Origin of the sequence: Muriventricola aceti (assembly GCF_025567565.1) — a bacterium.
Taxonomy (GTDB): domain Bacteria; phylum Bacillota; class Clostridia; order Oscillospirales; family Oscillospiraceae; genus Lawsonibacter; species Lawsonibacter aceti.
The window spans coordinates 23,625-36,131 of the sequence record NZ_JAOQKF010000002.1 but is presented as its reverse complement, the minus strand read 5'-3'; the positions used below and the strand labels follow the sequence as shown (position 1 = coordinate 36,131).

General features: G+C 58.1%; 11 protein-coding genes and 1 other annotated feature. Of the genes, 10 read left to right on the top strand and 1 reads right to left on the bottom strand.

Annotated features, from left to right (window positions below; translation table 11 throughout):
* Positions 1-70 precede the first annotated feature (70 nt).
* Together OCV64_RS02225 and OCV64_RS02220 are read left to right on the top strand one after the other, a co-directional pair.
* The gene (locus tag OCV64_RS02225; protein ID WP_240287152.1) at positions 71-1,303 is read left to right on the top strand and encodes a murein hydrolase activator EnvC family protein; all 1,233 of its coding nucleotides are present in this window, start codon (positions 71-73) and stop codon (positions 1,301-1,303) included.
* Positions 1,304-1,478: 175 nt separating this feature from the next.
* Entirely contained in the window at positions 1,479-2,267 is a 789-nt protein-coding gene (locus tag OCV64_RS02220; protein ID WP_147570632.1) for a type III pantothenate kinase, read from the top strand.
* A gap of 196 nt (positions 2,268-2,463) precedes the next feature.
* Here OCV64_RS02220 and OCV64_RS02215 read toward each other — a convergent pair whose 3' ends face one another.
* Complete coding sequence (locus tag OCV64_RS02215) at positions 2,464-2,919, bottom strand: GyrI-like domain-containing protein (RefSeq protein WP_147570631.1); 456 nt, start codon at positions 2,917-2,919, stop codon at positions 2,464-2,466.
* 369 nt (positions 2,920-3,288) lie between these two features.
* Positions 3,289-3,494: a binding site (T-box leader), on the top strand.
* A gap of 48 nt (positions 3,495-3,542) precedes the next feature.
* On the opposite strand from OCV64_RS02215, the gene OCV64_RS02210 reads away from it, so the two are divergent.
* The 8 genes from OCV64_RS02210 to OCV64_RS02175 all read left to right on the top strand — a co-directional run.
* The gene (locus OCV64_RS02210; protein ID WP_262669183.1) at positions 3,543-4,052 is read left to right on the top strand and encodes a YcxB family protein; all 510 of its coding nucleotides are present in this window, start codon (positions 3,543-3,545) and stop codon (positions 4,050-4,052) included.
* Between the two features lie 23 nt (positions 4,053-4,075).
* The gene (locus tag OCV64_RS02205; protein WP_262669181.1) at positions 4,076-6,718 is read left to right on the top strand and encodes a valine--tRNA ligase; all 2,643 of its coding nucleotides are present in this window, start codon (positions 4,076-4,078) and stop codon (positions 6,716-6,718) included.
* Positions 6,719-6,901: 183 nt separating this feature from the next.
* Positions 6,902-7,582: a hypothetical protein gene (locus OCV64_RS02200; protein ID WP_147570628.1), complete on the top strand. Its 681-nt coding sequence runs from the start codon at positions 6,902-6,904 to the stop codon at positions 7,580-7,582.
* A gap of 118 nt (positions 7,583-7,700) precedes the next feature.
* Complete coding sequence (greA, locus tag OCV64_RS02195) at positions 7,701-8,174, top strand: transcription elongation factor GreA (RefSeq protein WP_147570627.1); 474 nt, start codon at positions 7,701-7,703, stop codon at positions 8,172-8,174.
* Positions 8,175-8,207: 33 nt separating this feature from the next.
* Positions 8,208-9,719 (top strand): lysine--tRNA ligase, encoded by a 1,512-nt coding sequence (gene lysS / locus OCV64_RS02190; protein WP_186852683.1) that lies wholly within the window; start codon positions 8,208-8,210, stop codon positions 9,717-9,719.
* 114 nt (positions 9,720-9,833) lie between these two features.
* Entirely contained in the window at positions 9,834-11,186 is a 1,353-nt protein-coding gene (locus tag OCV64_RS02185) for a TrkH family potassium uptake protein (RefSeq protein ID WP_147570625.1), read from the top strand.
* A gap of 17 nt (positions 11,187-11,203) precedes the next feature.
* On the top strand, positions 11,204-11,854 hold the full coding sequence (locus OCV64_RS02180; protein WP_147570624.1) for a potassium channel family protein: 651 nt from the start codon (positions 11,204-11,206) through the stop codon (positions 11,852-11,854).
* The coding region (locus OCV64_RS02175; protein WP_262669178.1) for a TrmH family RNA methyltransferase at positions 11,854-12,507 on the top strand (654 nt) is incomplete at its 3' end. The genes OCV64_RS02180 and OCV64_RS02175, both read left to right, overlap by 1 nt.

Below are 12,507 nucleotides of genomic sequence, written 5' to 3'. Positions count from 1 at the left end.
CTGATGATGCTGTTGCCAATCTTGGCTCAGATATTGATTCACTGAGCGGATAGACCTGGGAGGAAATACTGTGAATAAGAGAAAGACCGTATTTCGCCGGGTGGTGACACTGGCGCTAGCGTTGGCTATTCTGCTGCCCCTTACAGGGCCCTATTCGGTGCCTGAGGCGTCGGCCGTTACCCAGGATGAGATCGACGACCTGAAAGAAGACGCCAGCGCCCTGGCAAACCAGAAGAAAGATTTACAGGCCCAGCTGAAGGACGTTCGGGCGGACAAGAACGCCGCCCAGCAGCAGAAGGACCTGATTGAGCGGCAGATCAACGTGATTCAGGAAGAAATAGACAACATGACTGCTCAAATCGAGAAATACGGCCAGCTCATCCAGGAGAAGGAGGTGGAGCTGGCCCAGGCGGAGGCGGACGAGGCGGAGCAGTACGATCTGTTCTGCCGCCGTGTTCGCTATATGGAGGAGGAGGGCGAGGTGTCCTACTGGTCCGTCCTGTTTTCCTCCGCTGACTTCAGCGATTTGCTGGACAACTTCATGATGGTGGAAGAGATCATGGAGTATGATAACAAGGTCATGGACGACCTGATTGCCATCCGGGAGCAGATAGAGGTGGACAAGGCTGAACTGGAGCAGGCCAAAGCCGCCCAGGAGGAAGCCCGCAAGGAGCAGGAGGCCGCCAAGAAGGAGCGGGAGGCCCAGGAGGCAGAAGTAGATAAGCTCATTGGCGAGATCAGCTCCCAGGAGGATCAACTGGAGGCCATGGAGGCAGAGCTGCAAAAGGCCGCCAATGCTCTGGATGCGGAGATCAGAAGAAAAGAGAAGGAGATGGCCGCCCAGATATCTGGTGTGCAGAGCGAGTCCGGCTTCCTGTGGCCCCTGCCTGGGTACACAACGCTGTCGTCCCTCTTCGCCGGACGCATCCACCCCATCACCGGCAAGAGGCACAATCACACGGGCATCGACATCCCAGCGCCCAAAAATACCAAGATTCTGGCCTCCAAGAGTGGTGTGGTCACCACCTCCACCTATAACAGCTCCTACGGCAACTATGTAGTGGTCTCCCACAGCGATGGGACTAGCACCCTCTACGCTCATATGAATAAGCGGGGCGTCAGCGAGGGGCAGACGGTGAAGCAGGGAGATGTGGTGGGCTATGTCGGTACCACCGGTTCCTCCACCGGCAACCACCTACACTTTGAGATCCGGGTCAACGGCACCCGAAAGGACCCGGTCAACTACTTTAAGGATATCCCCCTCTATGTCCGGTCCGGGGGTACCACCAAACGGTTGAACTGACAATAAAAAGCCGCCTCCCGGTATCGGGAAGGCGGCTTTTTAGCGGCGCCGTGGAAAAATGGAAATTTTCCTTGCGCCTGGGGCCCCTATCCTGTATAATACCAACGATAAAATGGGAGGTACAGGGGACTTTATGGTCCTGTGGGAGCCATCCCAGATACGAGGTGGACAAACTATGCTCCTTGCCATAGATATCGGCAATAGCAATATCGTCATCGGAGGTATTCAGGACGACCGCATCGCCTTCGAGGCTCGGATCGCTACCGACCACATCAAAACCTCGGACCAGTATGGGGTGGAGATCAAAAATATCCTATCCCTCTTTGATGTGAAGCCGTCGGACATCGACGACTGCATCATCTCCTCCGTGGTGCCTCCAGTGTTCAACTCCGTACGAACCGGTGTGGTCAAGCTGATCCGCAAACAGCCCATGGTGGTGGGGCCGGGGATCAAGACCGGGCTGAATATCCAGATGGATGCCCCCGCCCAAGTGGGCAGCGACCGCATTGTGATCGCCGTGGCTGCCCTGGCGGAGTACGAACCTCCCCTGACCCTGCTGGACCTGGGCACCGCTACCACCATTGAGGTAGTGGACCGGGGCAATACCTATGTGGGAGGATGTATCATCCCCGGCGTTCGGGTATCTTTGGAGGCGCTGACCTCCCGCACGGCCCAGCTTCCTGGAATCCGGCTGGACCGGCCCAAGAAGGTCATCGGCAAGAACACAGTAGACTGTATGCGCAGCGGCATTATGTACGGCACCGCCGCCATGCTGGACGGGATGCTGGACCGGGTAGAGGAGGAACTGGGCTATTCTACCACCGTGGTGGCCACCGGAGGCATGGCGCAGTTTATCGCCCCCCTGTGCCGCAGAGAGATGACACTAGAGAAGGATCTGCTGCTGAAGGGGTTGAATATCCTCTACAAAAAGAATCTCCAGGAGCGGAGAAAAGGAGAGGAATGAGGTAGAAGGTCCCGACCGATTAAATTCTATGAACCTAGCGATGTGTGGCTGGGAGGGAGGCTTGTGTCAGCCACTGGCATCTCTACCAACGGGGGACCACTGCGAATCCGAAGAGAGCAGGATAAAGCGCCTCCCTTCGTCAAAGTGACGAAGGGAGGCGCTTTTTTACGCGAACAGATCGATAAAGTAATGTTTATTATACTTCTCTGATTGGAAAATATAAATAGCCTTTTCCTGTTGCTGGGTCAGTATAATCGTGAACTGCTCCGACCAGAGAAATGCCCTCCTTATTCATTTGTCCAATGATTTTTTCAAACACCCCCCTATGGTTTTCAGCAACTATATACTCATAACTTGGTATTGTCCATTTTACCCATCCATCAGGTGCTTCTGCGCTATCAACACATTCTACCCCTGCCAGATACAAGCCTTTACGAAAGCCATCTTCCCACGGCTTAAATGAGTGAGAAATATCAGACATAGCACCCCATATTCCCACAATACTCCCATTTGCGTCTCTCTTTGCCAGATGCGCTACCTCACTAAAATTACTATTTGCATCATTCCACAATTTTTGAATAAATCCTTCGCCGTCTAATGTTGAGCCCTCTTTTCCAATGACAACAAATTTTTCCTTTATTACTTTCATCATTCTGTATCTCCTCAGATTCAAAGTTATTGGCAAAACAATTCCATCCTTTGAATATCTGCGATTTTGATTGCCTCGCAACTGATAGGAATGGAGCTATTTTCATAAAATCCATTGCGTACAGAACCATCTTTGAAATATACTCTTACAAACTTGCCATACATATCTGCATATTGCTCATGGAATGCTTAATTTCAGAAATAGATTCGCGTCCAAATAGAGGTTTATCTTTTTGGTTACTTTATCATATTTTCCTGTTTTATTCAATTCATAGTGAAATCGACGGAGTCAGGCCCCATTTGTCCAAAGGGAATAGGGATGAGAGAGCAGGCCCCTTGACAGATGGGGAGAAATCCCATATAATAGGGCCCAACAAAAGCGATGCGGAAGAGAAGTATCCGGGTAGAACGGTGCAGAGAGGGCGCGGCTGGTGAAAGCGCTCCGGGAACCCCGGTGAAGTGGCTTCCAAGCTCCGCCCCAGAACGGTAGTAAGGGGCGGCGGTCCCCGCCGTTATGGGATCGAGCGCGGGCGCTGTGCCCGAACTCAGGTGGTACCGCGGTTTTTGATCGCCCTGAGCCAACGGCTTGGGGCGTTTTTATATTCCGAAAGGAGCAGAGCTACGCATATGAAGATCACCAATGAGACTGTCTATGACTGGGGAGCTTATGTGGCCATGAACCGCATGGTGACCCGGGCCACCCACAGGGGTCAGAGCATCGCTCTCCGGGTCCTGTTCGCAGCTCTGGCCCTGCTACTCCTGTTTGCCGCACGTTTCCAGTTTACCGGCATCCTCCAGGTCCTGCTGGCCCTGCTGGGCGCTGTAATTCTGCTGTGGACACTGTTTTTGAATCAGCTGAGGGCCTTCCTCATGGTGAAACTCATCATGAAGGGAGTGAAGGTGTTCACCAACACCTTTGACCAGGAGGGGTGGACCGTCGCCGGCGTGGGCGGCGGCGAGCAGCGGATGTCTTATGACGACATCGCCTCCATCCTGGAGGGGGACCGCTACTTCATCCTCCTGGAGGACAGCCGCCGGGGCTATATCCTGGACAAGAGGACCTTCGCCGGCGGCGGGCTGGAGCGATTCCGTTCCCTGATCCAGAGCAAAACAAAAAAGACCATTCAGAATGTCTGATTTTAGAAAGTAGGAGAAACGCTATGAGTATTGAACTGCCCAAGGTCTACGAGCCCCAGGAGGCCGAAGGCCGCATCTATGAGAACTGGGAAAAGGCGGGGTGCTTTAAGGGCCGCCGGGACCCGAAAAAGAAGCCGTTTACCATCGTCATGCCGCCCCCGAACGTGACAGGACAGCTCCATATGGGGCACGCCATGGACTGCACCCTTCAGGACATCCTCATCCGCTTCAAGCGGATGCAGGGCTATGCCGCCTTGTGGGTCCCTGGCACGGACCACGCCGGCATCGCCACCCAGATCAAGGTGGAGGAGGACCTGCGGGAGAACGAGGGCCTGACCCGCTATGACCTGGGCCGGGATAAGTTCCTGGAACGGGTGTGGGACTGGAAGGAGAAGTACGGCGGCCGCATCGTAGCCCAGCAGAAGAAGATGGGCTCCTCCTGCGACTGGGACCGGGCCCGGTTCACTATGGACGAGGGCTGCTCTAAGGCTGTCAGGGAGACCTTCTGTGAACTGTATGATAAGGGCCTGATCTACAAGGGGAGCCGCATCATCAACTGGTGCCCCCACTGTACCACCGCCCTCAGTGACGCGGAGGTGGAGTACCAGGACAAGCCCGGCCACCTATGGCATATGCGTTATCCCCTCTCTGACGGGTCCGGCTATTTGGTGGTTGCCACCACTCGGCCGGAAACCATGATGGGCGACACCGGCGTGGCCGTCAACCCCAATGACGAGCGGTACAAGCATTTGGTGGGCAAGACCTGCATCCTGCCCCTGATGGACCGGGAGATCCCCATTGTAGCCGATGACTATGTGGAGATGGACTTCGGCACTGGCTGCGTGAAGATGACCCCCGCCCACGACCCCAACGACTTCGAGGTGGGCCTGCGCCACAATCTGGACACCATCCGGGTGCTGGATGACAACGGTGTGGTCAACGCCAACGGCGGCAAGTACCAGGGGATGGACCGGTACGAGGCCCGGAAGGCGGTCATCGCCGACCTGGAGGCCATGGGCCTGTTGGAAAAAGTGGAGCCTTACTCCCACAACGTGGGCACCTGCTACCGCTGCCACAACGACGTGGAGCCTATCATCTCCGCCCAGTGGTTCGTCAAGATGGCCCCCTTGGCCAAGGAGGCCCTGCGGGTAGTCAACGAGGGTGAGGTCAAGTTTGTCCCTGAGCGATTTGCCAAGACCTACACCAACTGGATGGAGAATGTGCATGACTGGTGTATCTCCCGCCAGCTGTGGTGGGGACATCAGATCCCTGTGTGGTACTGCGACGACTGCGGCCACATGACCGTCAGCCGGGAGGACCCCACCGAGTGCGAGAAGTGCCACTCTAAGAAGATCCACCGGGACCCTGATGTGTTGGATACCTGGTTCTCCTCCGCTCTATGGCCCTTCTCTACCCTGGGATGGCCGGAGAAGACCCCCGATCTGGACTACTTCTATCCCACCGACGTACTGGTCACCGGCTATGACATTATCTTCTTCTGGGTGGCCCGGATGATCTTCTCCGCCTGTGAGCAGACCCAAAAGCCCCCCTTCCACACTGTGTTTATCCACGGCCTGGTCCGGGACGACAAGGGCCGAAAGATGTCCAAATCTCTGGGTAACGGCATCGATCCTCTGGAGATCGCCGAGAAGTACGGCGCTGACGCCCTGCGCTTCAATCTGGTCACCGGCAACAGCCCAGGCAACGATATGCGCTTCTACACTGAGCGGTGCGAGGCTATGCGGAACTTCGCCAACAAGATCTGGAACGCCAGCCGCTTCCTGAAGATGAACCTGACCATTGACAAGTGCCAGCTGCCCGACAAGCTGGAGCTGGAGGACAAGTGGATCCTGTCCAAGCTCAACCGGGTCATTCCAGATATCACCGACAACATGGACCGGTATGAGCTGGGCGTGGCCGCCCAGAAGATCTACGACTTCATCTGGGACGACTACTGTGACTGGTATATCGAGCTGACCAAAACCCGCCTTCAGGGCGAGGACCAGGACAGCAAGGTCCGGGCCCAGCAGGTGCTGTGCTATGTGCTCACCCAGATGCTGAAGCTGCTTCACCCCTTCATGCCTTTTATCACCGAGGAGATCTGGCAGGCGCTGCCCCACGGAGACGAGGTGGAGGAGGGTTCCTTCCTGATGCTCCAGTCCTGGCCCGAGCACAGGGATGAGCTGGACTTCCCCGACGAGGAGAAGGCCATGGAGCTCATTATGGATGCCATCCGGGCTGTCCGTACTCGCCGCAGCGAGATGAACGTGCCCCCCTCCAAAAAGGCCCACCTTACCGTAGCGACCGATGAGGCGAAGGTATTTGAGCTGGGCGTGCCCTTCCTGAAAAAGCTGGCCTACGCGGGTGAGGTGACCATTGTTCCCGCGGGCCAGACCTCTGAGGGAGCGGGACAGGTCACCGTAGTCACCCATGCCGCCCAGCTGTCCATGCCTCTGGCCGAGCTGGTGGATATGGAGAAAGAGAAGGCCCGCATGGAGAAGGAGCGGAAGAAGAACTTTGATGAGCTTCAGAAGCTGAATGCCAAGCTGGCCAACCCCGGATTTGTCAACAAGGCTCCTGCCCATGTGGTGGAGGCGGAGAAGGAGAGGGCTGTCAAGCTCAACGAGCTGGTAGCCAAGCTGGAGGAACAGCTGAAGAATATGTGAGAAAAAGAGCCGGACAGGGATAACTGTCCGGCTCTTTCTTAGATGGTTATGGGCTGATGCTGGGCGGTTTTTCCATTCTGGGAAAGGGAGCGCCGCGGAACCGGGAACGAATCGAATAAAGATACATCTGCCAACCATATCCCAGGACTATTCCGCATATCCTCCCACATAAGAGGTGAGGATATGATCGGACAACTGGTATTCGGCTCAGGCGGACCCAGACAGGGAGAGCGGGAAAAGCTCTACGGTCTGCCGGTGCTGCGGGTGCGCGCTGATATGGACAGCTTTTGGTGGGAGCGGCGTGTCAAGAAAGCGGGAAGGGCACTGTTTCGGGGCGGAGCCCGCCGGGTGCTGGTCCCCAGAGGGTTCCCCTGTTGGCCTCTGTTGTCGGAATATGGGCTAGCTCCAGTGGACCCAGGGCCTTTCCTGCGGGCCCAGTCACCGGCGCTGGCACTGGCGCTGCTGGAGCGGAGGGGAGCGGCGCCGGATCGGTCCACCGTGGTTTTATGCGGGGCGCGGGCAGACTGGGAGATGACCCGTGTCGCCGTAACGCTCTGTTCTCAAGTCCGGAACCTGGTCATCGACGCGCCCAAAGGAGGGGAGGAGCTGGCCCGATGGCTGCGCGGGGAGTTCGGTGTGCCTATCCTGCCACGGAGAGAAGGGGGGCAGGCGGCTCTTTGCTTTCATCCAGACGGGGCCAGGGGAGAGGAGCCTACGCTGGAGCTCTACGGACATGCACCGGATCTGGCGGGCCTGTCCCTGTCAGCTCCACATCTGGGGGAGGGAGATCGGGAGGATTTGGACCTGCTCGCCGCCCTGTATGAGTTCGGACGACTGAACAAAGAAGAGCTAAAAATCACTTGACAGCGGAGAATGGAGCACTTATAATGACACATACTGCATCAGTGTGCCCATTTCTTTATTATAATGTATGGCGGCCTGATAAGTTCGGAGCCGCCATTGGAAAGGTGTGCGAGGTATCATGGCAAAAGAGTATCGTTTGAGCCCGGAGCGGCTCAAGGAGCTACAGGATGAGATGAGCTACCTGAAGACCGTCCGGGAAAAAGAGGTGGCGGAGCTCATTAAGGAGGCCCGCTCCTTTGGCGACCTGTCTGAGAACAGCGAGTATGACGAGGCCAAGAACGAGCAGGGAAAGCTGTACTCCCGCATGGCTGAACTGGACGAGATCCTGTCAAACTATGTGGTCATCGAGGAGGAGGAGGACGGCGGCGATTACATCCGCATGGGCTCCTCCGTCACCGTGCTGGATAAGGAGTTTGGGGAGGAGGAGACCTATAAGATCGTGGGCTCCCAGGAGGCTGATCCCATGAAGGGCACTATCTCCGAGGACTCCCCCTTTGGCAAGGCCCTGCTAGGCAAGAACGCCGGGGATGAGATCACTGTGGACGCCCCCGCCGGTCCGGTAGAGTATAAGATCCTGAAGGTGGAGCGGTAATTTTCCAAGATACAGAGGATAGGAGTTGGCGATATGGCCGATCAGAATAACAAGAACAACCAGAGCGCCCCCCAGGAGGAGAACCTCTCCCAGCTGCTGAAGATCCGCCGGGACAAGCTGAAGGAGCTCCAGGAGGGGGGGAACGATCCCTTCCAGATCACCCGATTCGTAGTGGATAACGACTCCGCCAACATCAAGGGCAACTTCGACGCCCTGGAGGGGCGGCAGGTGGCCATCGCCGGCCGCCTCATGTCCAAGCGGGGGATGGGCAAGGTGTCCTTCTGCGACCTGCAGGACAAGTCCGGCCGCATCCAGCTCTACGCCAGGAAGGACGAGATGGATGAGGCGGAGTATAACCGCTTTAAGAAGTATGATATCGGCGATATCGTAGGAGTCCACGGCGTAGTTTTTCGCACCCAGCGGGGAGAGATGTCCGTCCGTGTTGTGACTGTGACGCTGCTCTCTAAGTCCCTGCTGCCCCTGCCGGAGAAATTCCACGGCCTGACCAACACCGAGCTGCGCTACCGCCAACGCTATGTGGATCTGATCGTCAATCCGGAGGTGAAGCGCAACTTCATCATTCGCTCCCAGTTCATCAAGCATGTCCGGGACTTTATGGACGGCCGTGGCTATATGGAGGTGGAGACCCCGGTGCTCAACACCATCTCCGGCGGCGCCACAGCCCGGCCCTTCATTACCCACCATAATACCCTGGACATCGATATGTATATGCGCATCGCCACTGAGCTGCCCTTGAAGCGGCTCATCGTAGGCGGCATGGACCGGGTATACGAGATCGGGCGCATCTTCCGCAACGAGGGGATGGACCCCAAGCACAACCCTGAGTTTACTACCATCGAGCTGTACCAGGCTTATGCCGACTTCAACGACATGATGGACCTGTTCGAGGATCTGCTTACCTCCGCTGCCCAGAAGATCCTGGGTACTTACCAGGTGGAGTGGCAGGGAGAAAAAATCGACCTGACCCCCGGCTGGCCCCGTATGCCGATGCACGAGGCCGTCAAGAAGTATTGCGGCATCGACTTTATGGCCATTACCTCCGACGAGGAGGCCGTAGCCGCCGCCAAGGCTATCGGGGTGGAGTTGCCTGAAACGGCGGACAAGACCTGGGGTAACGCCCTGTATGAGGTCTTTGACCAGCGGGTGGAGGAGAAGCTCATCCAGCCCACTTTCATTACCATGCACCCGGTAGATGTGTCCCCTCTGGCTAAACGTTCTCTTGTCGATTCCCGACTTACCGAGCGATTTGAGCTGTTCATCTGCCACAGTGAGATGGGCAACGCCTTCTCCGAACTCAACGACCCCATCGACCAGCGCCAGCGATTCCAGAAGCAGGTGGAACTGCGGGACAAGGGGGACGACGAGGCCGGCATGATGGACGAGGATTTCCTCACCGCCCTGGAGTACGGCATGCCCCCCACGGGTGGGCTGGGCATCGGCATCGACCGCTGTGTCATGCTGCTGACGGGCTCCGATTCTATTCGTGAGGTCATCCTGTTCCCGACTATGAAGCCTTTAGAATGAAACTGCGGCCGGCATACCAATGGGATTTTCCCATTGGTATGCCTTTCTGCACCTCCCGGCGGCCATAAGGCGCGCCATAGAGAGGCGTCAACTGGGAAAAAGGAGCCGTTGTGAGTGTATATCCTGGCACAAAAAAAGCTAAACCCCACCCGATACATTGTCTTGGGCTTTGGGGGTATCATTTTGTTGGGGACGCTGCTGCTCCGGCTGCCCATCGCCGCCTGGGACGGGCAGGCCACTCCCTGGCTGGTGTGCCTGTTTACCGCCACCTCCGCCACCTGTGTTACGGGGCTGGTGCTGGTGGATACAGCGCTGCATTGGACGCCCTTCGGTCAAGGGGTGATGCTGGTGCTGGTGCAGCTGGGCGGCCTGGGCTTTGTCACCCTCATGTCCCTGGTGCCCTTCGCGCTGCACCGGAGGATCGGACTGTCCCAGCGGATGATGATGGCTTCCTCCCTCAATATGAGTGGGGTAGCCGGAGTGGTCCGGGTAGTGCGCCACGCCCTGATGGGCACCTTTCTGGCCGAGGGGCTGGGGGCGGCGCTGCTGGCCACAAGATTTGTCCCCATTTTCGGACTGGGTAGGGGGCTGTGGTTCTCTGTATTCCACAGTGTTTCTGCCTTTTGTAACGGCGGCTTTGATCTGTTCGGCGGGTACAGCGGACCTTACAGCAGCCTGGCGGCCTTCCGGGGGGACCTGCTGGTGATGGTGACCATCATGGCCCTTATCATTGTGGGGGGCCTGGGCTTTTTTGTATGGGAGGACCTGCTGGATGCTAGGTGCTGGCGTAAGCTGCGGCTGTATTCCAAAATGGTGCTGGGGATCACTGTGGCGCTGATTGGGCTTGGGACCCTGTTCTTCTGCTGTGCCGAGTGGGACAACCCAGCTACACTGGGGGCGATGCCCGTCTGGGAGCGGCCGCTGAACGCCCTCTTTCAGTCGGTGACCCTGAGAACGGCGGGGTATGCCACCTTTGACCAAGCCGGCCTGCGGGACAGCTCCGCGGTGCTGTCCATCATCCTGATGCTGATAGGCGGCTCATCGGGCTCCACGGCCGGAGGACTCAAGACGGTCACAATGGGGGTGCTGCTGCTGGCCCTGCGGGACGGCCTCCGAGGGCGGGAGGAGGTGGTGTTCCGCCACAGGACCATTCCACAGCGGCGGGTGATGGATGCCATGACCCTGGCGCTGACGGTGTTGCTGCTGTTCCTGACCGGTTCCATGGCGCTTTCTCTGATGGACCGGGTGCCCTTTGTCCAGGCGGCCTTTGAAGTGGCCTCCGGCATGGGGACGGTGGGGGTGACTATGGGAATCACCCCGTCGCTGACGGTGGGAAGCGCCCTGCTGATGGTCGCCCTGATGTTCCTGGGCCGGGTAGGAATCCTGTCCTTCTCCATCGCCTTCCTGACCAGGAAACAGGCAGAACATAAGATTTCGTACCCTGCTACTGACGTGATGATCGGGTAAGCGGGGAGGAGGGCCGCATGAAAAGTTTTCTGATTATTGGATTAGGCCGCTTCGGTGCCTCACTGGCAGTGGAGCTATGCGCTCAGGGCCACGAGGTGCTGGCGGTGGATATTCAGCCGGAACGAGTTCAGGCGGTGGCAGACCAGGTGACCCACTGTGTCGTGGGGGATGCCAGGGACCCGGAGGTGCTGCGAAGCCTGGGGGCTCGGAATTTTGACTGCGCCGTGGCAGCCGCCAGCGCGGATGTAGGGGTCAGCGCCCTCATTGTGCTGAACCTGAAGGAGCTGGGGGTCGCCCGCGTGGTGGGCAAGGCGAACAGCATGGTCCACCGCAAGGTGCTGGAGAAAATCGGGGCCGATCTGGTGATCTTCCCGGAACAAGAGATGGCCATCCGGCTGGCGCGGAGCCTGGCCAACGGTGATATTTTAAACTTTATCGAGCTGTCTGACGAGTTCTCCATTGTGGAGCGGCTGGTACCGGAGGACTGGGTGGGAAAGTCCATTCTGGAGCTGGATATCCGGGCCAAGTGGAGGGTTACCGTAATCGCGGTGCGCCGGGGAGAGCGCATGACCATCTCACCGGGCCGGGACTATGTGTTCCAGGCGCAGGATGACTGTATGGTGATCCTGGGGAGCAATGCGGATATCGACCGGTTGGAGAGAAGATGATGGAGCGGATTACGAGCCGGAAAAACCCCCTGCTGATGAAGATTCGCCGCCTAGCCTCTGGCGGGCGGCGGGAACGGCAGGCGGAGGGAGAATATCTGGGAGACGGGATCAAACTGCTGGAGGAGGCACTGCGGTGGAGCGCGCCCCTGACTGCGGCAGTGTTCGCCGACGGGGTAGAGCCCCCTGATCTGCCCAAGGAGGTCCGGGCGGTGCAGGTGCCTGGAGATGTGATGGAGAGCATCTCTCCAATGGCGGCGCCCCAGGGCGCGCTGTTTTTGGCCGCCCTGCCTCCGGCGGACCCGCCAGAGCAGCTGAAGGGGAGGCGGTATCTGGTTCTGGACGGCGTTCAGGACCCTGGTAACGTAGGCACCATCTGGAGGACCGCGGACGCCCTGGGAGCGGACGGCCTGCTGCTGGTCAACGGATGCGCGGACCCCTATGGGCCCAAAGTCGTTCGGGCCTCCATGGGGGCTTGCTTCCGTCTGCCGGTCTTTGAGGTGACCCCGGATGGGCTGGCCGGGCTGCTGAAAAAGGCGGAGCTGCCCCTGTACGCCACCGCCTTGGGAAAGGATACGGTGGACATCAAAACGGCGGACCTGAGCCGGTCCGCCGTGGTGATTGGAAGTGAGGGGCGGGGAGTGTCCCGTCCTTTG

Coding starts and splice junctions, on each gene's coding strand:
- OCV64_RS02220 (WP_147570632.1), top strand. CDS start 1,479: ATGCTCCTTGCCATAGATATCGGCAATAGCAATATCGTCATCGGAGGT.
- OCV64_RS02215 (WP_147570631.1), bottom strand. CDS start 2,919: ATGATGAAAGTAATAAAGGAAAAATTTGTTGTCATTGGAAAAGAGGGC.
- OCV64_RS02210 (WP_262669183.1), top strand. CDS start 3,543: ATGAAGATCACCAATGAGACTGTCTATGACTGGGGAGCTTATGTGGCC.
- OCV64_RS02205 (WP_262669181.1), top strand. CDS start 4,076: ATGAGTATTGAACTGCCCAAGGTCTACGAGCCCCAGGAGGCCGAAGGC.
- OCV64_RS02200 (WP_147570628.1), top strand. CDS start 6,902: ATGATCGGACAACTGGTATTCGGCTCAGGCGGACCCAGACAGGGAGAG.
- greA (WP_147570627.1), top strand. CDS start 7,701: ATGGCAAAAGAGTATCGTTTGAGCCCGGAGCGGCTCAAGGAGCTACAG.
- lysS (WP_186852683.1), top strand. CDS start 8,208: ATGGCCGATCAGAATAACAAGAACAACCAGAGCGCCCCCCAGGAGGAG.
- OCV64_RS02180 (WP_147570624.1), top strand. CDS start 11,204: ATGAAAAGTTTTCTGATTATTGGATTAGGCCGCTTCGGTGCCTCACTG.